This is a genomic window from Aliiroseovarius sp., assembly GCF_030148435.1.
Taxonomy (GTDB): Bacteria; Pseudomonadota; Alphaproteobacteria; order Rhodobacterales; family Rhodobacteraceae; genus JASBTN01.
In genome coordinates this window covers 15,025-36,465 of record NZ_JASBTN010000040.1, presented here as the reverse complement: position 1 = coordinate 36,465, position 21,441 = coordinate 15,025, and the positions used below count along the sequence as shown (strand labels likewise).

Annotated in this window: 25 protein-coding genes; 18 read left to right on the top strand and 7 right to left on the bottom strand. The window is 64.2% G+C overall.

The features are described from left to right. Positions 1–14 precede the first annotated feature (14 nt). The 3 genes from fmt (at position 15) to Q1V43_RS07090 (ending at position 2,037) form a co-directional block, all read left to right on the top strand. On the top strand, positions 15–914 hold the full coding sequence (gene fmt, locus Q1V43_RS07100) for a methionyl-tRNA formyltransferase (RefSeq protein ID WP_300515804.1): 900 nt from the start codon (positions 15–17) through the stop codon (positions 912–914). A 36-nt stretch (positions 915–950) separates the two neighbouring features. Beyond that, complete coding sequence (locus Q1V43_RS07095; protein ID WP_300515802.1) at positions 951–1,187, top strand: GlsB/YeaQ/YmgE family stress response membrane protein; 237 nt, start codon at positions 951–953, stop codon at positions 1,185–1,187. Positions 1,188–1,374: 187 nt separating this feature from the next. Beyond that, positions 1,375–2,037: a hypothetical protein gene (locus tag Q1V43_RS07090; protein ID WP_300515800.1), complete on the top strand. Its 663-nt coding sequence runs from the start codon at positions 1,375–1,377 to the stop codon at positions 2,035–2,037. Between the two features lie 3 nt (positions 2,038–2,040). On the opposite strand, the gene rnhA is transcribed toward Q1V43_RS07090, so the two are convergent. From rnhA to Q1V43_RS07070, 4 genes are all read right to left on the bottom strand, one after another. Continuing rightward, entirely contained in the window at positions 2,041–2,493 is a 453-nt protein-coding gene (gene rnhA, locus Q1V43_RS07085; protein WP_300515797.1) for a ribonuclease HI, read from the bottom strand. Continuing rightward, positions 2,486–3,073: a class I SAM-dependent methyltransferase gene (locus tag Q1V43_RS07080; protein ID WP_300515794.1), complete on the bottom strand. Its 588-nt coding sequence runs from the start codon at positions 3,071–3,073 to the stop codon at positions 2,486–2,488. The genes rnhA and Q1V43_RS07080 overlap by 8 nt, the downstream gene beginning before the upstream one ends. Positions 3,074–3,112: 39 nt before the next feature. Then, the gene (gene ispH / locus Q1V43_RS07075; protein ID WP_300515791.1) at positions 3,113–4,063 is read right to left on the bottom strand and encodes a 4-hydroxy-3-methylbut-2-enyl diphosphate reductase; all 951 of its coding nucleotides are present in this window, start codon (positions 4,061–4,063) and stop codon (positions 3,113–3,115) included. Between the two features lie 157 nt (positions 4,064–4,220). Next, positions 4,221–4,820 carry an NYN domain-containing protein gene (locus Q1V43_RS07070; RefSeq protein WP_300515788.1) on the bottom strand — a complete coding sequence of 200 codons (600 nt, stop codon included), beginning with the start codon at positions 4,818–4,820 and terminating at the stop codon, positions 4,221–4,223. Between the two features lie 99 nt (positions 4,821–4,919). Between Q1V43_RS07070 and folK the strand changes: the two genes are divergently transcribed. The 15 genes from folK (at position 4,920) to ubiB (ending at position 17,655) form a co-directional block, all read left to right on the top strand. Further along, positions 4,920–5,507 (top strand): 2-amino-4-hydroxy-6-hydroxymethyldihydropteridine diphosphokinase, encoded by a 588-nt coding sequence (gene folK / locus Q1V43_RS07065; RefSeq protein WP_300515785.1) that lies wholly within the window; start codon positions 4,920–4,922, stop codon positions 5,505–5,507. Positions 5,508–5,596: 89 nt separating this feature from the next. Further along, positions 5,597–5,953 carry a DNA-directed RNA polymerase subunit omega gene (rpoZ, locus tag Q1V43_RS07060; protein ID WP_300515782.1) on the top strand — a complete coding sequence of 119 codons (357 nt, stop codon included), beginning with the start codon at positions 5,597–5,599 and terminating at the stop codon, positions 5,951–5,953. A 42-nt stretch (positions 5,954–5,995) separates the two neighbouring features. After that, positions 5,996–8,140 carry a bifunctional (p)ppGpp synthetase/guanosine-3',5'-bis(diphosphate) 3'-pyrophosphohydrolase gene (locus Q1V43_RS07055; protein WP_300515779.1) on the top strand — a complete coding sequence of 715 codons (2,145 nt, stop codon included), beginning with the start codon at positions 5,996–5,998 and terminating at the stop codon, positions 8,138–8,140. Positions 8,141–8,173: 33 nt separating this feature from the next. Further along, positions 8,174–8,809 carry a DUF2062 domain-containing protein gene (locus Q1V43_RS07050; RefSeq protein ID WP_300515777.1) on the top strand — a complete coding sequence of 212 codons (636 nt, stop codon included), beginning with the start codon at positions 8,174–8,176 and terminating at the stop codon, positions 8,807–8,809. Between the two features lie 43 nt (positions 8,810–8,852). After that, positions 8,853–9,605, top strand: a complete 753-nt coding sequence (locus Q1V43_RS07045) for a pyridoxine 5'-phosphate synthase (protein WP_300515775.1) — start codon at positions 8,853–8,855, stop codon at positions 9,603–9,605. Next, a complete protein-coding gene (locus Q1V43_RS07040; protein WP_300515772.1) occupies positions 9,602–10,579 on the top strand; it encodes an NADPH:quinone reductase in 978 nt (325 codons plus the stop codon). Before Q1V43_RS07045 ends, Q1V43_RS07040 begins: the two co-directional genes overlap by 4 nt. Position 10,580: 1 nt before the next feature. Beyond that, a complete protein-coding gene (gene acpS, locus Q1V43_RS07035) occupies positions 10,581–10,994 on the top strand; it encodes a holo-ACP synthase (RefSeq protein WP_300515769.1) in 414 nt (137 codons plus the stop codon). A gap of 68 nt (positions 10,995–11,062) precedes the next feature. Further along, positions 11,063–11,845 (top strand): signal peptidase I, encoded by a 783-nt coding sequence (gene lepB, locus Q1V43_RS07030; RefSeq protein WP_300515766.1) that lies wholly within the window; start codon positions 11,063–11,065, stop codon positions 11,843–11,845. Next, positions 11,842–12,522 carry a ribonuclease III gene (gene rnc, locus Q1V43_RS07025; RefSeq protein WP_300515763.1) on the top strand — a complete coding sequence of 227 codons (681 nt, stop codon included), beginning with the start codon at positions 11,842–11,844 and terminating at the stop codon, positions 12,520–12,522. The genes lepB and rnc overlap by 4 nt, the downstream gene beginning before the upstream one ends. 108 nt (positions 12,523–12,630) lie before the next feature. Then, entirely contained in the window at positions 12,631–13,539 is a 909-nt protein-coding gene (gene era / locus Q1V43_RS07020; RefSeq protein WP_300515760.1) for a GTPase Era, read from the top strand. Beyond that, complete coding sequence (locus tag Q1V43_RS07015) at positions 13,536–13,868, top strand: DUF1491 family protein (protein WP_300515757.1); 333 nt, start codon at positions 13,536–13,538, stop codon at positions 13,866–13,868. The genes era and Q1V43_RS07015 overlap by 4 nt, the downstream gene beginning before the upstream one ends. Before the next feature lie 30 nt (positions 13,869–13,898). Continuing rightward, positions 13,899–14,624: a DNA repair protein RecO gene (gene recO, locus Q1V43_RS07010; RefSeq protein WP_300515755.1), complete on the top strand. Its 726-nt coding sequence runs from the start codon at positions 13,899–13,901 to the stop codon at positions 14,622–14,624. Continuing rightward, complete coding sequence (locus Q1V43_RS07005) at positions 14,621–15,286, top strand: DNA-3-methyladenine glycosylase I (RefSeq protein ID WP_300515753.1); 666 nt, start codon at positions 14,621–14,623, stop codon at positions 15,284–15,286. The genes recO and Q1V43_RS07005 overlap by 4 nt, the downstream gene beginning before the upstream one ends. 88 nt (positions 15,287–15,374) lie before the next feature. Next, entirely contained in the window at positions 15,375–16,124 is a 750-nt protein-coding gene (gene ubiE, locus Q1V43_RS07000) for a bifunctional demethylmenaquinone methyltransferase/2-methoxy-6-polyprenyl-1,4-benzoquinol methylase UbiE (protein WP_300515750.1), read from the top strand. A gap of 1 nt (position 16,125) precedes the next feature. Beyond that, the gene (gene ubiB, locus Q1V43_RS06995) at positions 16,126–17,655 is read left to right on the top strand and encodes a 2-polyprenylphenol 6-hydroxylase (RefSeq protein ID WP_300515747.1); all 1,530 of its coding nucleotides are present in this window, start codon (positions 16,126–16,128) and stop codon (positions 17,653–17,655) included. On the opposite strand, the gene Q1V43_RS06990 is transcribed toward ubiB, so the two are convergent. The 3 genes from Q1V43_RS06990 to Q1V43_RS06980 all read right to left on the bottom strand — a co-directional run bounded on the left by Q1V43_RS06990 (position 17,641) and on the right by Q1V43_RS06980 (position 21,349). Then, positions 17,641–18,522: a phosphotransferase gene (locus tag Q1V43_RS06990; RefSeq protein ID WP_300515744.1), complete on the bottom strand. Its 882-nt coding sequence runs from the start codon at positions 18,520–18,522 to the stop codon at positions 17,641–17,643. The two genes, ubiB and Q1V43_RS06990, sit on opposite strands and share 15 nt — an antisense overlap. Positions 18,523–18,597: 75 nt before the next feature. After that, on the bottom strand, positions 18,598–19,293 hold the full coding sequence (locus Q1V43_RS06985; RefSeq protein ID WP_300515742.1) for a flagellar hook capping FlgD N-terminal domain-containing protein: 696 nt from the start codon (positions 19,291–19,293) through the stop codon (positions 18,598–18,600). 10 nt (positions 19,294–19,303) lie between these two features. Next, a complete protein-coding gene (locus Q1V43_RS06980) occupies positions 19,304–21,349 on the bottom strand; it encodes a flagellar hook-length control protein FliK (RefSeq protein WP_300515740.1) in 2,046 nt (681 codons plus the stop codon). Positions 21,350–21,441: the final 92 nt, after the last annotated feature.

The window sequence follows — 21,441 nt, the reverse complement described above, 5'->3', positions numbered from 1 at the left end:
AAGAGGGAAGCGTGATGCGTGTCATTTTCATGGGAACTCCGGATTTCTCGGTCCCCGTTCTGAACGCCCTTGTCGAGGCTGGCCACGAGATTGCCGCCGTCTATTGCCAGCCACCCCGTCCCGCCGGGCGCGGCAAGAAGGACCGGCCGACCCCGGTACACGCCCGCGCGCTGGAGCTGGGATTGGACGTGCGCCACCCGGTTTCCTTGAAAGGCGCCGGGGAACAGGCGGAGTTTGCCGCTCTGAAAGCCGATGTCGGCGTGGTCGTCGCCTATGGGCTGATCCTGCCGCAGGCAGTGCTCGACGCCCCTGCCCATGGCTGCCTGAACATCCATGCGTCCCTGTTGCCCCGTTGGCGCGGCGCCGCCCCGATCCATCGCGCGATCATGGCGGGCGACGCCGAGACCGGCATCTGCATCATGCAGATGGAGGCAGGGCTCGACACCGGTCCGGTGCTGCTGCGCGAGGCAACACCGATTAGGGCCGAAGAAACCACCGCCCTTCTGCATGATCGCCTGTCGGAAATCGGCGCGCGGCTGATCGTCGAGGCGCTTGGCCGGCTCGGCACGTTGAGCCCCGAAGCGCAGCCCGAAGTGGGCGTCACCTATGCCGAAAAGATCGACAAATCCGAGGCCCGCATCGACTGGACCCGCCCGGCCACAGAAGTTGACCGGCTGATCCGGGGCCTCTCGCCCTTCCCCGGCGCGAAATGTCAGATCGGAACGGAACAGGTCAAGCTGCTGGCCTCCCGCCTGACCGACGGGGCCGGTGAGCCGGGCCAGGTGCTGCACGGGCTGACCATTGCCTGTGGGGACGGCGCGGTGGACATCCTGCGCGCCCAGCGCCCGGGCAAACGCGCGATGGACACCGGGGATTTCCTGCGCGGCTTCGACCTGCCAGACCGGATTTCCTGACCTTCACATCTGCGGGCGATGCCCCATATTGAAGGTATGTCAGTCGTTCTTCTGGTAATCATCGGCGCCGCCGCGGGCTTTCTGGCCACGCGGCTCATGGATGTGCAGACCTCGGTGCCGGTGACGGTGGCCATCGGTGTGCTGGGCGCGCTGGTCGGCAGCCTGCTGCTGCGACTGGTACTGGCCATGACCGGGATGGCCTTCGGCTTTCTTGGCGCTGTTCTGGGGGCCATCGCTCTGATCTGGCTATGGCAGAGGTTTTTTCACAACTGACATTTGGGCCTGCCCGGTAGTCCACATCGCTCCCCTTGGGCATGGCCTCGAAGGGGGGGCATTTCGTGAAAGAGCCCGACACGCGGCGGCTGTCACGCTGCATCGGCTTGCGCGGAACAAGGTCGGACAACGCAGCGGGGGGCTTGCGTTAACCTCAGGTTAACCGGATTGGCCCATTCTTGACCTCATGGTTATCCGCTGTCTGACCCTTGCCTGTCTCGCGATCCTGTACCTGACACAGGGCGCCGAAGCGGGCGCGTGGCCGCGCGGGGACGGGGCGGGGTTTCTGCAACTCCAGCTACGACAGCCCACCACCGGATTGGCTGAGGCTCCCATCGCCTCGGCCTATCTGGAATACGGATTGACCCCATCCGTAACAGCCGGCGGGAAGATGGAGATCGATCTGGACGCTGGCACATTGTCCTCCGGCATGCTGTTCGGTCGGTGGCATTTCACCTCCGACAGCTTTCCGTTCAAATCAGCGGTCGAAATTGCGGTCGAGGGGAACGAAGATCGGCTTTGGGTCACACCGACTTTGCACTTGGGAAAGGGATTTGACACCGCTTTCGGCCCCGGTTGGATCGACACGACGTTATCGACCGACCTGTTTGCGGATGGAAACTCGACCGCCTATACGGGCTTCGCGCAGATCGGGTTCAAACCGGCGGACCGCCTGTTGACCATGATGGGTATCGAAGCCATGTACCAGTCCGGTCAGAGCCAGATGAAGCTCATGCCCTCCATCGCCTGGGAATTTGGCGAGGGCCGCCACCTGACGGGCAGCTACACCCACACACGAAAGGGCGACACCCTGGACGAACTTTCGCTGGGCCTGTGGCTCAACTTCTAGCGCTCAGCCCTTGAACGGCGCCATACCCTCGCGGGCCAGCGCGTCAGCGCGTTCATTTTCGGGATGGCCGGCGTGGCCCTTGACCCATTCCCAGGTCACTTGATGGCGCGCCTGGGCCTCGTCCAGCCGTTGCCACAGGTCGGCGTTCTTGACCGGTTTCCTGGCCGAGGTCTTCCACCCGTTTCGCTTCCAGCCGTGGATCCAGCCGGTCACGCCGTTCTTCACGTACTGGCTGTCAGTCACCACGGTAATGGCGCAGGGCTTGCCCAGGGTTTCCAGCGCGCTGATCGCCGCCAGAAGCTCCATGCGATTGTTGGTCGTATTGGCGTCCCCGCCCTTCAGCGCGCGTTCCTTGACCAGCTTGCCGCCTTCCATGGCCTGCAGCAGCGCCCCCCAGCCGCCCGGGCCGGGATTCCCGGAACAGGCCCCGTCGGTATAGGCAAAGAACTCAGCCATGCGACTGCACCAGAATCCAGCGGGAAAGCGACCCGTCCAGACCGGTCCCTTCCCCGTGTTCGACATGATCAGGCGTGAACCCGGCGGTGGTCAGATGCTGCAACAGCTCGTCCTCGGAATAATGGGCATAGAAGCGACCGATCGTGTCGCGGTGCTCGCCAGTACCGAGTTTCATGCCGATGTGAAAGAGCCCGTTCGGCACAAGCGCCGCGTGGATCCGGGCGAGCACATCGGGCAGGTCAGATTTTGCCATGTGGAGCAGGCTGAAATTGGCCCATACCCCGTCGTACTGTGCCTGTTCCGTCAGGGCGGCAAAAACCGCCACCTGCGCCGCGACACCCTGCGCGCGGGCCAGGGCGACCATCTCGACACTGGCATCCGTGGCCGCGACCGAAAGCCCGTGGGCAGCCATTTCAACGGCACATTGTCCAGGGCCGCAGCCCAGGTCCAGCACGCGGGCGCCGTCGGGCAGACCCGAGATGAAACGCGGCAGGCCGGGCGTGACCTCCCGGGCCACCATCTCGGCATAGGCCTGCGCCTGCGCGTCATAGACGGCCAGGGTCTCGTCATCGTGGCTCATGTTTCCTCGACCATCGCAAATCCGGGGGCAAGACCCGCCTCAGGCCGGTTCGCGCAGCACGCGCGGGATCTTGAATTCGATATCCTCCTGCGCGGTTTCCACCAGCTCGACGGTCACGTCGAAATGGTCGCGGAAGGCATCAATTACCTCGTCGATCAGCACCTGTGGCGCCGAGGCCCCGGCGGTAAGCCCGACCCCGCGCACGCCCTCGATGGCGCGCCAGTCGATTTCGGAGGCGCGTTGCACCAGCATGGAATAGGTGCAGCCGGCTGCGCGGGCCACTTCGACCAGGCGGCGGGAGTTCGACGAGTTCGGCGCACCGATTACCAGCAGCGCCTCAACCTTCGGCGAGACCGCCTTGACCGCCTCCTGCCGGTTTGTCGTGGCATAGCAGATATCTTCCTTGTGCGGACCGATGATGGCAGGAAAACGGGCGCGCAGAGCGGCGACGATTTCAACCGTGTCATCCACCGACAGGGTGGTCTGGGTGATATAGGCCAGGCGATCGGGATCGCGCGGGGTGATGCTGGCCACGTCGGCGGGAGTTTCGACCAGCAGCACCTCGCCATCGGGCAGTTGGCCCATGGTGCCGACGGTTTCCGGGTGGCCCGCGTGGCCGATCATCACCATCTGCAGCCCGTTCGCGTGGTGGCGCTCGGCCTCGATATGCACCTTGGACACCAGCGGGCAGGTCGCATCGACATAGACCATCTTGCGGCGCGCAGCCTCGGCAGGCACCACCTTGGCCACACCGTGGGCGGAAAAGATCACCGGCCGGTCATCGGGGCATTCATCCAGCTCTTCGACAAACACCGCGCCCTTGGCCCGCAGCCCGTCCACCACGAATTTGTTGTGCACGATCTCATGACGCACATAGATCGGCGCCCCCCATTTCTCGATCGCCATCTCGACGATCTTGATGGCCCGGTCGACACCGGCGCAGAAGCCGCGGGGGGCGGCGAGGTAGAGCGTCAGCGGGGGCTTGGTCATGTCTGGCGTCCTCATATCCTTACGGCGCGGTGATAGCGCGGGCAGGCCCTCCGGGTCCATCGCAAAAGAAAACCGGAGCCGCTGGCCCCGGTGTTCCAAATCGTCCTTACACCCGCGGGCCGTCCCGTGCCCCCGATGCGTCTATTCGCTGAGAGGATCAGTCCTCCTCGCTCTCGGCTTCCGCAGGCTCGTCCGGGGCAGGTGCCTTGTCGGTGAATTCGCGCGGTTCGCGCGGCGGGCGACCGATGACATCTTTCAGCTCGTCCAACTCGATGAAATTGTCGGCCTGACGGCGAAGCTCATCGGCAATCATCGGTGGCTGCGAGCGAATGGTCGATACGATCGACACGCGCACGCCCTTGCGCTGTAGGGCGGCCACAAGCGGCTTGAAGTCGCCATCGCCGGAAAACAGCACGATGTGGTCCACGTGGGCGGCGATTTCCAGGGCATCGACGGTCAGTTCGATGTCCATGTTGCCCTTGACCTTCCGCCGACCCATGGAATCCGTATATTCTTTGGCCGGCTTCGTCACCATCGAGAAGCCGTTGTAGTGCAACCAGTCTACCAGCGGGCGGATCGGAGAGTAGTCGTCATTCTCCAACAGGGCCGTGTAGTAGAAGGCACGCAGCAGTTTGCCTCGTCGCATGAACTCTTGCCGCAGCAGTTTGTAGTCGATATCGAACCCGAGCGACTTGGCAGCCGCATACAAGTTCGATCCGTCTATGAACAGCGCGAGCCGTTCGTCTCGGTAGAACATAATGCTTCCTTTCGAATTCTTTCGTCGAACATCTCGTGAGTGGTAAGGGATTGATCTATACGCCGACGAAAGTTTTGGGCACCTTAGGGAAGTTTGAGCATGTCGCAACCCCATACCGCGCCGAATACAGGCGATATCGCGCTGATAGCGCTAGGAGGCAACCTTGGCTCAACCCACGGTATGCCCAAGGAAAATTTACACCGCGCCCTATCGGCGCTGGAGGCCATGGGCATCGAAATCACGGCGGTGTCCCGATTCTACCGCACACCTTGTTTTCCTCCCGGTGCGGGTCCGGATTTCGTCAATGCCGCAGCGATGATTGTAACACATTTCGCCCCGGATGTCCTGTTGACCCGGCTGCATGCGGTGGAAGCACAATTGGGACGCGAGCGGACCAGCAGGTGGGAAGCCCGGGTGGTGGACCTGGACCTGCTGGCGATCGGCGACCTTATCCTGCCCGACGCGGTGACGCTGGACCACTGGATCGGCTTGCCGCCGGAGGTGCAGGCCCGGGAGGCGCCGACCCGGTTGATCCTGCCCCACCCGCGCCTTCAGGACCGGGGGTTCGTACTGGTCCCGCTGGCCGATATCGCGCCCGATTGGCGCCATCCGCGGCTCGGTCGTTCCGTGACCGAGATGCTTGCCGATCTGCCGGACGGTGAAATTGACGGGGTCGTCCCGCTTTAGCCTCCGCAGAAGCGGGCGAATCGGCTTGCCTTCACACGGTCAAGTCCCTAAATAGGCACTTCACACCCCTTTCAAGGATGGAGCTGCACATGGCCCGCGTGACGGTTGAAGATTGCGTTGACAAGGTCCCGAACCGGTTCGAACTGGTAATGCTCGCCGCACATCGTGCGCGCGAAGTGTCCGCCGGTGCCGAGATCACCGTAGATCGCGACAACGACAAGAACCCCGTCGTGTCCCTGCGCGAAATCGCGGACGAGACCCAGACGGCAGACGAGCTGCGCGAGCGCATGATCGAAAGCCACCAGACCCAGATCGAGGTGGATGAGCCCGAAGAGGACCAGATGGCCCTGCTGATGGGCGCCGAAGCCGCCGACAAGCCGGCCGAGGACGACATGTCCGAAGAAAAGCTCTTGCGCGCTCTGATGGAAGCGCAGGGCCAGGGTTGATTTTCAGGGGCTGAACACCTCTGCGAGTGGGGAGCGTCGCGGGTGGCGAGCTGGAAAGACGAGCTTGAGCATCTCGATATCGACGGGCTGATCAAGCTCATCGCCACTTACAACCCGAACTCCAATTCGGACCTGATCCGGGCCGCCTTCGAATATGGCGGCCTGATGCATTTCGGCCAGTATCGCCATTCGGGCGACCCCTATTTTACCCACCCGTTCGAAGTGGCGCAGATCCTGGCCGATATGCAGCTGGACGATGCCACGATCATCACCGCCCTGTTGCATGACACGATCGAGGACACCGGATCGACCTACGGCGAGGTGGTCGAGAAATTCGGCGCGGAAATTGCCGGGCTGGTCGATGGTGTTACCAAGCTGACCAATCTGCAGCTGTCCTCGTCCGAGACCAAGCAGGCGGAAAACTTCCGCAAGCTCTTCATGGCCATGTCCAAGGATCTGCGGGTGATCCTGGTCAAGCTTGCCGACCGTCTGCACAACATGCGCACGATCAAGGCCATGCGGCCGGAAAAGCAGGTCATCAAGGCACGCGAGACCATGGATATCTATGCCCCGCTGGCCGGACGCATGGGTATGCACTGGATGCGCGAAGAGCTTGAGGACCTGGCCTTTTCGGTGCTGAACCCGGACGGGCGCAAGTCGATCATGCGCCGCTTCCTGAGCCTGCAGAAACAGACTGGCGACGTGATCCAGAAGATCACCGGCGACATTCGCACCGAACTGGCCAGGGCCGGGATTGACGCCACCGTGCTGGGGCGCGCCAAGAAACCCTATTCGATCTGGCGCAAGATGGAGGAAAAGGAGCAGAGCTTCTCGCGCCTCTCGGACATCTACGGCTTTCGCATCATTACCGAGCACGAGGGCGCCTGCTACCGTGCCCTGGGGGTCATCCACCAGCGCTGGCGTGCGGTGCCGGGCCGCTTCAAGGATTACATCAGCCAGCCGAAATCGAACGGCTACCGGTCGATCCACACCACGGTATCGGGCCGCGACGGCAAACGGGTCGAAGTGCAGATCCGCACCCGCGCCATGCATGACGTGGCCGAAACCGGCGTGGCGGCGCATTGGTCCTACAAGGATGGGGTGAGATCCGAAAACCCCTTCGCGGTCGATCCGGCCAAGTGGATCGCCGCGCTGACCGAACGGTTCGAGACCGCCGATGACCACGACGAGTTCCTCGAACACGTGAAGCTCGAAATGTATTCGGACCAGGTCTTCTGCTTCACCCCCAAGGGCGAGGTGGTAAAGCTGCCGCGCGGCGCGACGCCGCTGGATTTTGCCTATGCGATCCATACCAAAATCGGCGACAGCTGCGTCGGCGCCAAGGTGGATGGCATTCGCGTGCCGCTCTGGACCCGGATCAAGAACGGCCAGTCGGTCGAGATCATGACCGCCGAGGGCCAGAGCCCTCAGGCCACCTGGATCGACATCGTTGTTACCGGACGCGCCAAGGCCGCGATCCGCCGCCGTCTTCGCGAAGAGGACCGCGACCGTTTCATCCGCCTGGGCCGGGAACTGGCCCGCGTGGCCTTCGAACATGTCGGACGCCGGGTCACTGACCGGGTGCTGGAAACCGCCGCCAGGCAACTGCGCCTGAAAGACGCGAGCGAGGTCCTGGCCCGCCTTGGCAGCGCCGAGTTGACCGGCGTCGAGGTCATCGCCACCGTCTATCCGGAACTGCATTCGGTCGGCGACGAGATCGACGTGGACGCCGCCGTGGTCGGCCTGCAACCCGGCCAGGCCTTTACCCGGGCGGATTGCTGTCAGCCGGTGCCGGGCGAGCGCATCGTCGGCATCACCTATCGCGGCAAGGGCGTGATGGTGCACACCATCGACTGCAAGGCGCTGGCCGAACTGGAGGACGACAGCAACCGCTGGGTCGATATCCAGTGGCATTCGGGCCGCCACCCTGCGGTGCACACGGTCAGCCTGGAAACCACCATCGCGAATGATGCAGGGGTGCTTGGGCGGATTTGCACATTGATTGGCGAGCAGAAGGCCAATATCTCGGACCTGAGGTTCCTGGACCGCAAACCGGATTTTTACCGCCTGATTGTCGATGTCGATTTACGAGACCTGGAACATCTACATGCTGTTATGCTGACTCTTGAGGCCGACAGCGACGTGGCCGCCCTGCGGCGCCACCGGGACCTCGACCGAAAACCGTAACCGGCCGCAAGGTCCAGACCAATGGGGTCAGGCTTGTTCAAGCGCAACCCACGTAGCTATCTCAGGATCACCGCGGAGTTCTTCTATCCGCGCGGTGGCTGGTATCGTGCGGCCGGATATGTGATCCACCGGCTCAGGCGTCTGCCCGATCCGCCGCACCGGATCTCGCGCGGGATCGCCGCCGGGGTCTTTGTCTGCTTTACCCCGCTCTTCGGGCTGCATTTTCTGACCGCTGCCATCATCGCTTTCCTGATCCGGGGAAATATCCTGGCCTCGATCCTGGCGACCTTCTTCGGCAACCCTCTGACTTTTCCGCTGATCGCCGAACTGTCGATCAGCCTGGGTGCACGTTTCATGGGCCTGCCGATCGACATGCACCTGCCGCAGATCATCGACGCCTTCGGTGGCGCCCTGGGGGATCTGTGGTTCAACACCCGTGCGATGTTTACCGACGAAATCGCCGACTGGGGCGAGCTGCACCATTTCTTCCGCCGGGTATTCATGCCCTACCTGGTCGGCGGGCTGCTGCCGGGTCTGGGCGCGGGCATGATAGCCTATGGGCTGTCGCGCCCGGTAATCCACGCCTACCAGCGCCGCCGCATCAAGAAGCTGCGGGCGCGGTATGAAAAGCGCATGGCCGCGCGCGCAGAGGCTGACGCGGCCGAATAAAGGCGTTATGGATTCGCCGAGGACAAGGCGAAAGGAACGCGCGATGACCGGATATCTTGGCAAGCTGCGGCTGGGGGTGAACATCGACCACGTGGCCACCGTGCGCAACGCGCGTGGTTCGGCCTATCCGGACCCGGTGCGGGCTGCCAGACTGGCTGAACAAGCCGGCGCCGACGGTATCACGGCCCACCTGCGCGAAGACCGCCGCCACATCGCCGACGCGGATATCGACGCGCTGATGGAGGCGCTCACCGTGCCGCTGAATTTCGAGATGGCCGCCACGGAAGAAATGCAGGCCATCGCACTGCGCCACAAGCCACATGCGGTCTGCATCGTGCCGGAAAAGCGCGAGGAACTGACCACCGAGGGCGGATTGGAAGTGGCGCGTCAGGAAAATCGCCTGGCCCATTTCATCAAACCGCTGCGCGACGCGGGCTGCCGGGTGTCGATCTTCATCGCCGCCGACCGTGCCCAGATCGAGGCTGCCGCGCGCATCCGCGCCGAGGTGGTCGAACTGCACACCGGCGCCTATTGTGACCTCCACGCCGAGGGCCGGTTCGAGGAACGCGACGCGGAGCTGGAACGCCTGCGCGACATGTCCGCCTATGCCCATTCGCTGGGGCTGGAGGTGCATGCCGGTCACGGGCTGACCTATGACACGGTCGCCCCGATCGCGGCCTTCCCCGAGGTGATGGAGCTGAACATCGGCCATTTCCTTATCGGCGAGGCGATCTTTCGCGGGTTGACCCCGGCCATTGCCGAAATGCGCCGCGTGATGGACGAGGCGCGGACATGAAGGCGGTCTGGTATGAGGGCTTCGGCCCCGCCGACAAGGTGCTGGTCCACGGCGACTTGCCCACACCTGATCCGACACCGGGTGAAGTTCTGGTGCGCATTCGGGCCTCGGGCATCAACCCTTCGGACGTGAAACTGCGCGCAGGTGCACGGCCCGGTGCAACCATGGCTTATCCGCGGATCGTGCCCCATTCGGACGGCGCGGGCGTGATCGAAGCAGTGGGTGAGGGCGTGGATCCCGCGCGGATCGGCCAAAAAGTCTGGCTCTGGAATGCCTGCTGGCAGCGCGCCTTCGGCACCGCCGCCGAATTTGTCGCCCTGCCCGCCCATCAGGCCGTGCCCCTGCCCGATGGAACGTCTTTCGCCGAAGCCGCCTGTTTCGGCATCCCCGCAATGACCGCCTGGTACGCGCTCTATCGTGACGGGCCAATCGCAGGCAAAACCGTGCTGATCACCGGCGGCGCGGGCACGGTCGGGCGTTATGCCTGCCAGATGGCCGCGCTGGGTGGCGCCCGGGTGATCACCACCGTTTCTTCTGCCAGGAAAGCCGCACATAGCGGCACCGAAGAGTGGGTAAACTATCGGGAACAGGACGTGGCCGAGGCTGTGCGTGACATGACGGATGGCGCGGGCGTCGACCGGATCGTCGAAGTCGATTTCGCCGCCAATCAGGCGGCCTCGCTGGCGCTGATCAAACCGGGCGGCACCATTGCCTCCTATGCCTCTGCCAGCCAGATGGCGCCGGAGCTGGCCTTCTATCCGTTCATGTTTCTCAACGTAACGCTGCAGATGCTGATCGTCTACCAGCTCGACCCCCAAACCCATGCGCGCGGCGAGGCGCAGCTGACCGAATGGCTGTCGGCCGGCAAGCTCTCGCACGCGGTCGTGCCCGGCGGCAGTCTGGCCGACACCGCCGCCGCCCATGCCACGGTCGAGGCCGGGCGGAAACTGGGCACTGTCGTGGTCGAGGTCTGAGATGATCCTGGGCATCGGCACCGATCTTGCGAATATCGACCGTATCGCAGGCACGCTGGAGCGGTTCGGCGACCGGTTCCGCCACCGCGTCTTTACCGACACCGAACTGGCCAAGGCCAGGCGCCGCAAGGACGAGGCCGGTACGCTGGCCAAGCGCTGGGCCGCCAAGGAAGCCTGCTCCAAGGCCCTCGGCACAGGCCTGGCCATGGGCATCTCCTGGCGCGACATGGCGGTGTCGAACATGAGGACCGGTCAGCCCGTGATGGAAGTCACCGGATGGGCCGCCGAACGGCTGGACGAGATGACCCCGCCGGGACACCAAGCGATCCTTCACGTCACCCTGACCGACGACCACCCCTGGGCCCAGGCCTTTGTGGTGATCGAGGCCCGGCCGATCCCCCCGACTTCGGGTTGACTTGCGGCCCCCATCCGCCCACATAGCCTCCGACAGCCCAAAAGTCATAGCAACAGGCAGGACAGATCATGGCAGAGAAGAAAGAGGACGGCCTCTGGGAGAATGTGAAGACAATCTTCTGGGCGCTCATCATCGCGGGCATCTTCCGCACGCTCTTCTTCCAACCGTTCTGGATCCCCACCGGGTCGATGAAGGATACGCTCCTGATCGGCGATTTCCTGTTCGTGAACAAGATGGCATATGGCTATTCGCGCTATTCCTGTCCCTTCTCGATGTGCCCGATCTCGGGTCGGATCTTCGGCTCGGAACCCGAACGCGGCGATGTGGTCGTGTTCCGCCACCCGGTGCTGGGCACGGACTATATCAAGCGCCTGATCGGCCTGCCGGGTGACAAGATCCAGATGAAGAACGGGATCCTGTACATCAATGGCGAAGCCGCGCCGCAGGTGCCCGCCGGCACCTTTACCGAAACCAAGGCGCTTCAGGGCCGGTTCGGCACCATGCCGCGCTGCATCAACGATCCGGTCGGCCAGGGCGGCAGCTGCGATAAGGAACGCTTCATCGAAACCCTGCCGGGCGGTGTTGAACACGTGGTGCTGAATGCCACCAACCGCAACGGCACCGACAACACCCGCGTCTTTACCGTGCCCGAGGGGAACTATTTCTTCATGGGGGACAACCGCGACAACTCGACCGACAGCCGGGTCGTAGCACAGGCCGGCGGCGTCGGCATGGTGCCCGCCGAATACCTGCTGGGCCGGGCCGATCGCGTGATCTTCTCTTCCGCCGGCAAGCGGCTGGTCTATTTCTGGACCTGGCGCAAGGACCGTTTCTTCGAGGCAATCGAGTGAAACTGTCGGCCGACCTCAAGTCCTTCGAGGACCGGTTGGGCCATAGTTTCGCGCGGCCCGAACTGCTGATCCGTGCGCTGACGCACGGGTCGATCAGCTCGGCCACCCGGCCCGACAACCAGCGGCTGGAGTTCCTGGGCGACCGGGTGCTGGGCCTGGTGATGGCCGAAAAGCTGCTGGCCGACGATCCGGATGCGCCCGAGGGCACCCTGGCGCCGCGCTACAACGCGCTGGTGCGCAAGGAAACCTGCGCCGACGTGGCGCGCCAGGTCGATGTGGGCGCGGTGTTGAAACTTGGCCGGTCCGAAATGAAGACCGGCGGGCGGCGAAAGCTGGCCCTGCTGGGCGACGCAATGGAGGCGGTGATTGCCGCGATCTACCTCGATGCGGGCTTCGAGGCGGCGCAGGCGGTGATCCTCCGGCTCTGGGGCGACCGGATCCGAAATGTCGAGGCGGATGCGCGCGACGCCAAGACCTCGCTTCAGGAATGGGCCCAGGCACGCAAGCTGCCGCCGCCCGCCTATGTCGAACTGTCACGTGAAGGCCCGGACCACGCGCCGGTCTTTACCATCGAAGTGCGGCTTGAGAACGGGCGCAACGCCACCGCCACGGCGCCGTCGAAACGGGCCGCCGAACAGGCGGCCGCCTCGGCCCTTCTGGCAGAGATCAAGGGCTGATCCTTGCAGCGCTCGCCCCGGCGGGGCGACAAGGCAGCGCTTGTCGCGAAGCTCTGGCCCCTGCCCTCGGAATGCGCTACACCCCGAAGCCGCAACAAAGGACATGCCATGACCCAACGCGCCGGTTTCGTCGCCCTGATCGGAGAGCCCAATGCGGGCAAATCGACCCTGACCAATCACATGGTCGGGGCGAAAGTCTCGATCGTCACTCACAAGGTGCAGACCACCCGCGCCCGTATTCGCGGCGTGGCGCTGGAAGGCGACAGCCAGATCGTCTTTGTCGACACGCCCGGCCTGTTCCGGCCACGCCGCCGTCTGGACCGCGCCATGGTTGCCGCCGCCTGGGGGGGCGCGGCGGATGCCGATATCATCGTCCTGCTGATCGAGGCGCATCGCGGCGTCACGGACGGGGTGAAACGCATTCTCGAGGGGCTGGAGGAGATCGGGCGCGGACGTCAGGTCGCGCTGGCCATCAACAAGATCGACCGGGTCCAGGCCGAGCAGTTGCTGGCCCTGTCCAAGGACATGAACGAGCGCTTCAATTTCGTCGAGACTTTCATGATTTCGGCCGAGAAGGGCCACGGCGTGGGCGACCTGCGCAAGTGGCTGGCCGCGCGCATGCCGGAAGGCCCCTGGCTCTATCCCGAGGACCAGATCGCCGACCTGCCCCTGCGCATGATCGCCGCCGAGATGACGCGCGAGAAGCTGACCCTGCGCCTGCACCAGGAGCTGCCTTATCAGCTGACTGTCGAGACCGAAAACTGGGAGGAGCGCAAGGACGGGTCCGCCCGGGTTGACCAGATCGTCTATGTCATGCGCGACGGCCACAAGGGCATCGTGTTGGGCAAGAAAGGCGAAACGATCAAGGCGGTCTCGCAATCTGCCCGCGCCGAGTTGGAGGAATTCCTGGGCCGCAAGATCCACCTGTTCCTGCAGGTCAAGGTCCGGCCGAACTGGCTGGAAGAGAAAGAACGTTATTCGGAAATGGGCCTGGACTTCCGGGACGGGAACCAGTGACGCGACTAACCGCGGATGTCTGGGTCTCGGCCTATCTGACCCGCCTGCGGTTGCAGGACATTCCGGCCTTCGTGGTCAAAAAGGGCGACCTGACCGCAGGCACTGTGCTGGTCAAGCTGAACACGCTCGACGGCAATGCCACCGCCTACCAGCGCAGCTTCGACCTGATGAGCGGGGAGCGCGCCTGGGTGGTGCTGTCGGAAGGCGAAGAACGGGGTGTCGACGCGGCCCTGGCCCGGCAGCGCGGCTTTGACCCGGACCTCTGGGTGATCGAAGTCGAAGACCGCGCTGGCCGCCACCTGCTGGATGAACCCGGACTCAGCGATTGACCTTGGCCGTAAGGCAGGCACAGTAGCCTCATGGACTGGCGGGATCAGGGCGCGCTTTTGAGCGTTCGCAAACATGGCGAGACATCGGCGATCATCGAGGTCTTCACGGCCGAACATGGCCGCCATGCGGGCGTTGTGCGGGGCGGTGTTTCCCGCAAGATAGCACCAATCCTGCAACCGGGTGCGCAACTGGACGTGGCCTGGCGCGCACGGCTTGAGGAACATATCGGCAGCTTTACCGTCGAACCGGTGAAAAGCCGGGCCGCCGTCCTGTCGGACCGCACCGCGCTGGCCGGCCTGAACGCGATCTGCGCGCTCCTGGTCTTTGCCCTGCCCGAACGCGAGCCCCATCCGGTGCTCTATGAGCGCACCCAGGCGATGCTGGACCTGCTGTCCACCAACGACGCCTGGCCGCTGGCCTATCTGAAATGGGAGCTGGCATTGCTGGAGGAGCTGGGCTTTGGGCTCGATCTGTCCGAATGCGCCGTTACCGGCACCCGCGAGGATCTGGCCTATGTCTCGCCGAAATCCGGCCGGGCGGTCAGCGCGGAAGGTGCTGGCGAATGGGCCGACCGGCTGCTGCCTCTGCCCGCCGAGCTGCTGGGCATCGGAACCGGCGACCCGGCGGGCGTTTTGCAGGGGCTTGCGACCACCGGCCACTTCCTTGTCACCCGCCTGGCACATAGCCTGCATGACAAGCCACTGCCCGAGGCGCGGGCGCGGCTGATCGATCGATTGAAGAAGGAGGCCCCATGAAAAGCTTTGCCGAACTGCGTGACCTGGCCGTAGCCCGCAAGGGCGAGGATTATCTGGCCGCCCATATGCCGGAACCGCCCAAGGTGTCCCTGCGCGACCAGAGCGACGATCGCGTGCTGGCCGCCTTTGCCCGTGGCGTATTCCAGGCCGGGTTCAGCTGGAAAGTGATCGAGGCCAAATGGCCGGGGTTCGAGACCGCCTTTCACGGCTTCGACGTCGGGCGCAATGCCTTCATGTCCGACGAAGACCTCGACGCGCACCTGCACGATACCGGGATCGTGCGCCATGCTGGCAAGATACTGTCGGTACGCGACAACGCCATCTTCCTATCCGACCTCGCCCGCGAACACGGCTCAGCGGCGGGATACCTGGGCAACTGGCCGCACGAGGACACGGTGGGACTGTTTGCGCTCTTGAAGAAACGCGGCGCGCGGCTGGGCGGCATGACTGGACCTTATGCCCTGCGCTCGCTGGGCTATGACAATTTCATCCTGTCGAAATCCGTCACCGCCGCGCTGAACCTGGCGGGGGTGATCGACGGGGCAGCCTCGTCGAAAAAGGCGCAAATGGCCGCACAGGAAGCGTTCAACACCTGGGCCGAGGAAAGCGGCGAAAGCCACGCCGTAATCAGCCGCGTACTGGCTTTCGCGGTGCCGGACTAAGGGCAGGTCGGCGCGACAAGAATGCTGTTTTGCACAGGCACCGAAACAGATATACCCCTGCCAACACGCATTCCAAGAGGGCACCTCCGTGACCGACAACCAGAAAACCACCCATTTCGGGTTCCAGACCGTGCCCGAGTCGGAAAAGGCGGGCAAGGTGCATGGTGTGTTCACCAATGTTGCCTCGAAATACGACATCATGAACGACGTCATGTCGGTCGGAATCCACCGGGTCTGGAAAGACGCGATGATGGATTGGTTGGCCCCGCGTGCCGGGCAGCGGCTGCTGGATGTGGCAGGCGGCACCGGCGATGTCTCGTTTCGCTTCCTGACCCGCGCGCCGGAAGCGTCGGCAGTGGTTCTGGACATGACAGAAAGCATGCTGGTCGAGGGCCGTCAGCGCGCTGAGGCGGGGCAGAAGGCGGACAAGCTCGACTGGGTGGTCGGCGACGCCATGGCGCTGCCGTTCGAAGACAACAGCTTCGACGTTTACACGATCAGCTTCGGCATTCGCAACGTGACCCGCATCCCCGATGCGCTGTCCGAGGCCTACCGCATCCTGCGCCCCGGCGGGCGCCTGATGGTACTGGAATTCAGCCAGCTGCCGGTGGACGGCATGCAGAAGCTTTATGACCTCTATTCCTTCAACGTCATTCCGAAGATGGGCAAACTGATCGCGAATGACGCGGACAGCTATCAGTACCTGGTTGAAAGCATTCGAAAATTCCCCGACCAGGAGACCTTCGCCCAGATGATCCGCACCGCCGGGTTCGAGAATGTGAAATACCGCAACCTGTCAATGGGCATCGCCGCGCTGCATTCTGGCTGGAAGATCTGAGATGAAGGGTCCGCTCAATATCTGGCGCCTGATCCGCACCGGCGCCACCTTTCAGCGCACCGGCGCCATGGGCGTGGTGCTGGACGCTCTGGACGCGCCGCCGCAGCTGCGCCTGGCCGCCCGCGTGATCGGCTTTCCCTTCGCCTGGCTCGGCAAGAAGGGCGACCCGGACCTGCCCCCCGTGACCCGCGCCATTACAGCGCTGGGCCCCGCCTACATCAAGTTCGGCCAGATCCTGTCGACCCGCCCCGACGTGGTCGGGGCCGAACTGGCCGATCAGTTGCAATACCTGCAGGACAAGCTGCCGCCCTTCCCCACCGAAGTGGCGCGCAAGATGATCGAGGAGGAGCTGGGCCGCCCGGTGGACGAGATGTTCACCGAGTTTTCCGAGCCCGTCGCCGCCGCCTCCATCGCCCAGGTTCACCGCGCGCGCCTGGCCGTGGATGGCTCCGAAGTGGCGGTGAAAGTGCTGCGCCCGAAGATCGAACGCGCCTTTCGCACCGATCTGGACGCGTTCCATTTCTCTGCTGCCGTGATCGAATTCCTGTTGCCCCAGACCCGCCGGTTGCGCCCACAGGAAGTGGTCGCGCATTTTGAAAGCGTGGTCATGGGGGAACTTGACCTGCGGCTGGAAAGCGCCTCGGCCAGCGAATTTGCCGAAAACACGCAAAACGACGAGGGCTTTGTCGTGCCCCGTGTGCGTTGGGGTCATTCCGGCAAGACAGTGATGACACTGGGCTGGGGCGAAGGCATCCCGGCCAACAAGCTGGAAGACATCCGCACCTCGGGCCTGGATATGGACCGGCTGGGCGAACGGGTTCTGCAACTGTTCCTGTCCCACGCCCTGCGTGACGGGCTGTTTCACGGCGACATGCATCAGGGCAACCTGAAATTTGCTCCGAACGGCGACATCATCGCGCTGGATTTCGGCATCATGGGGCGGATCGACGAATATACGCGCCGGGTCTATGCGGAAATCCTCTATGGGTTCATCATGCGCGACTACACCCGCGTGGCAGAGGTGCATTTCGAAGCCGGCTACGTGCCCGCCGACCGCGACGTCGAGGAATTTGCACGCGCGCTCCGCGCCGTTGGTGAACCGATTTTCGGCATGGACGCGACGCAGATTTCCATGGGGCGACTTCTGAATTACCTGTTTGAAGTGACAGAAAAATTCGGCATGGAAACCCGAACCGAGCTGATCTTGTTGCAACGCACGATGGTGGTTGTCGAAGGGGTCGCGCGGTCGCTCAATCCGCATATCAACATCTGGCAGGTCGCCAAGCCCGTGGTGGAAAGCTACATCACAAATTCGATCGGGCCGAAGGCGCTGCTGGCGGATCTGGCCAAGACCGCGCGTGTGCTGGCCCGGTTCGGCCCGCGCCTTCCCGCCCTGGCCGAGGCAGCGCTGATCGCGCAATCCACCCCGGCGCCGGACCACGACCGGGCACGCCCGTTGCGCGCCATGGGCTATGTTGCCCTGGGCGGCGGGTTGTCCCTGGCGGCGGTGTGGATCTCAACCCTGCTCTGAAGCGGCCAGTTCCAGCGGCATGGCCTGCGCATAGGCCGCGTCACCGTGCTGCGCCTTCCACAGGCAATAGGCTGCCATGCGCCAGTGAAACAGAGGCGCCAGAGCGCGGTAGCGGCGCGTGACCCCGGTATCGCCATAGGCCTCCAGGAAAGCCACTTGCTGTTCCGGCGAGAACGGCACATTGCCGTTTACCTGTTGCATCGCCGGCGACAGGAACAAAGCCAGGTCCAGGCAGGGATCGCCGATCGCCGGACATTGCCAATCGATCAGGGTGAGCCGCCCCCCGGCTTGCAGAAGATTTCCGGGGATCGGATCGCCATGTAGAAAGGCCGCCCCTTGCAGGGCCGCTTCGGGGGCCGGGGGCAGCGGCAAGGCGCCCGGAGTACCAATCTGGGCGAGCATTGCGCGCCCCTGTTCGGCCAGCCCTGTTGCATCCGGCAAGGCCCGCGGGAGTGCCCGCGGTGGTCCAGTGTCGTGCAGCCGACGCAGCAGGCCCGCGACAGCGGGCGGGTCGGTTTTCCAAGGGCGCCCGGGCACATGGCGATAGAGCAGGCTGTCGCCCAACGCGGTGCGCGACGAGGCCACAGGTTCCGGCGCGATGGCCGTCCCTGCCAGGGCGCGCAGCGCAGCCCATTCGGCCGCCGGGTCATTGGCAAAAAGCGGTGTGGCGGCCTCTGGCAGAAACAGCTTGCAGACCAGCGGGCCCATGCTGCCGTCAATGCGCCAGATCGGGTTGGTGCGCCCGCCGGTCAGAGGGGTCCAGACCGCATCCGGAGCAACCTGCCCGGCCACCTGCCAATGGCGCTTCAGCGCAGCGGGCGCTTCCCCCGGTTGGGTGGGGCGATCAGGGGATGGGGCATCAGGCACGGGCACTTCCTGCGGGTTGAGCGTCGCATCACGCTACGTGGCGTCGCGCGGCGGCACAAGCACTCCGCCCCCGGTTCAGACCGGATCGCGCAGTGCGGTAATGACATCCGCATCCACCCGGGCGCCACCCTCAAGCACAAGGTACATCGATCCGCCCTCGGTCTGGATCTCGGCCACACGCGCATAGCTTTCCATCGTGTCGGTGGCAATATGAACGCCGTTTCCATAGGTCTCCAACTCGAAGGTATAGACGCCTTCGGACAGCGGATTACCATTCCCATCCACGCCCGCCCAGGCGATCGGCTCCTCGGACACGGGGATGTTGGTGCGGCTCACCTGCGCCCCTGTTGAATCGCGCACCACAAGATAGGCCAGGTCCGCCGCCGTGGGCGGTTTGGCGTTCAGTTCGATCGGGCTTCCGTCGAATTTCACGGGCGCGGCCACCCGGGCCTCCTTGCCAACCCAGCTGGCCAGGTCCGCCATGCCCATAACGCCCAGCTGGCCGGCCAGCTCCTTGAGCAGGTCGTTGGTCTGAACCTGCTGCTCGACCCCGGAGAAGGTCGCCAGTTGCACCGCGTAATCGGTTGATTCGACCGGGTTCAGCGGATCCTGGTTTTCCAGCTGCGCGGTGAGCATGGTCAGAAAGGTTTCGAAATCCGAACTGATCATCGCCGCGTCGGATTGCGCCTGGGTTTGTGCCTGGGTCTGTGCCTGTGTTTGACCCGTCGCGCCGCCGAACCCGGCAGCAGGGGAATTGGAGGTCACGTCCATGATTCTCTCCTTATAAACGAATGTCGATCCCGCCCGTCGGGCCCAAGGTCAGGCGGGCGGGATCGGGCGGCGGCTCGGAGGCGGACGAGCGCGCGCCTTCATCCGAACCGGAAAATTGGGCTGAGCTTGCACCATCGTCATTCCCACCCCGCGCATTGCCACCTTGGGTGAAATCGAAGTTGACCTCGTCATAGCCGATCTCGCGCAGTTCCTGCGCGAGGGCGTCAATATTGCGACGCAGGAGGTCCATGGTCTCGGGTCGTTCGGCATTGACCGCGACTGCCATCGTGCCACCGTCGACGGTAAAGGTCAGGCGAAGGCGCCCCAGTTCTTCCGGGCTGAGGGTAAGTTCGACCGGGCGGTCGGGCATCATGCGCGCTACATCGGCCACCTGTTGGGCTAGGTGCCGGGACAGATCTGCTCTGGGAACCAGGGCTTCGATCCGAGCCGAGGGCAGCTCCATCCCCCTGATGGCCAGAGGAGCAAGTTCGACCGCCTCACCCTCCCGCGTGTGCTGCTTGCCCATATCGAACACTTGCCCGGCCGCAACGACCACCTGGGCGGTAACGGGAAGTGACGAAGCCGCAAGCGGCGTGGCCGACTGGGGTGTCACGGCGGCTTCGTGGACAGGTCGACCCATATCAGGCGCGGGGAAGCTGCGTTCTGTCGGGGTGGTGGGCGTTGAATAACCCCAGAAGTCGCCCGGCACGCGCGGGGAGGGTTGCGGCGCGTACTCCGCAGGGGCCACAGCCGGGACGGGGGGGGCGGCGGCGCTGGCCTGAATCCCGGGCCCGGCACGCATGTCCTGCGGCGGAAAGAAAGCCCCATCGGGTTTCCCCGAAACAGGAAAACCCGGCAAGGGGAGGGATGTCGGCTGGTCGGTGGCCCCGGGGCGTCCAAACGGAGCCGTATCGTTCCGGCTCGCACGCATCTCTTCAAGCAAGGATGCACGCGGCGTGGCCTCGAAGCTCGGGCGCACCGGCTGAAGTTCGACATCCTGACTCAGGCCGGGTGGGGCCCGCTCCGCGGCAATGCCGGGATTGATATACCCGTTCCCTGAAACCTGCAGCTCCTTGCCTGTTGGCGGCTCAAAAACCCTCGCCAGGTCGGAGGACTCGGGCGCGACCGGGGCATTCTGCCGGGTTGGGAAGGTAGTTTCAGCAGGAGGGGCAGGGTCCTGTCGGCGCGACTCCGGAACCTGCGCGGGCAAGAGCGGATCAGGCGCCTGATCCGGGGTTTTCACCGACAACGTTTCCAGCGGCGGGCGTTCCGTGGCTGACGCACCGGCAAGCGGGCGGAGGCCAGGGTCAATCGAACTTGGATCTTGTGGAAGGTCTGGCACCGGTGTGGCCGCGGCTCCCGAAGGTTCAGCCGCGGGGAACGACGGCGCGTCCACGCCTCGAATCACGGGGCGCGGTGCGCTCGAAACCCTCTGATTCGAAATGGGTTCGATATCGGAGACGGGCACAGTGTCAGCCTCGGCGAGGCCGGGCACCGCGAGCGCATCCGGGCGTTCGATGGGGTTGGGCCGCCTTCGGCCGGAGGTGCTGACCGGCTCCAATTCGGGCCCGCGGGACTCCGCTGAGGACGCCTGTGTGAGGCGTCTGATGTCTTCGGCCTTGGCCGCACCCTCAACCGGAGATTCCGCTGCGGGAGCTTTCGATTTCGGCGCAAAAACAGGAGGCTCTGCCGTCGCACTTTTCAAAAGCTCGGGACTTGTGATTTTCCCCTTTGTTTCAATATCATCCGGGTAGATCGCGGCGGCGCCGTCTGCCAGGACCGCCGACGGATAATCGCCATCAACACCTACGGGCGCATCACCAACCTCCGGCGCGCCGGACAGAGTGGAAGGCAATAGACCGGGCGGGGTGGAGACAGATCCGGACAAATCGGCCTCGCGCCCCTGTCCCACGGATTGCGGTACACCGGGCCTCATCACCATGATCGACAGGAAAGAGGTTTCCCCCTCTGCGCCTTCCAGCGCCGGCATGGAAAAACTGCCACCACCCGAATTGTCGGGTGCGGGGCGCGCGAAAATCGGCGTAGCGATCTGCATTGTCTGCTCCGGGTTTTCTGACTCCGTTGACCCATCATAGACAGATGTGAGTTACCGCTTTCTTTACCCCTGCCGGTCATAGTGGAGGAAAT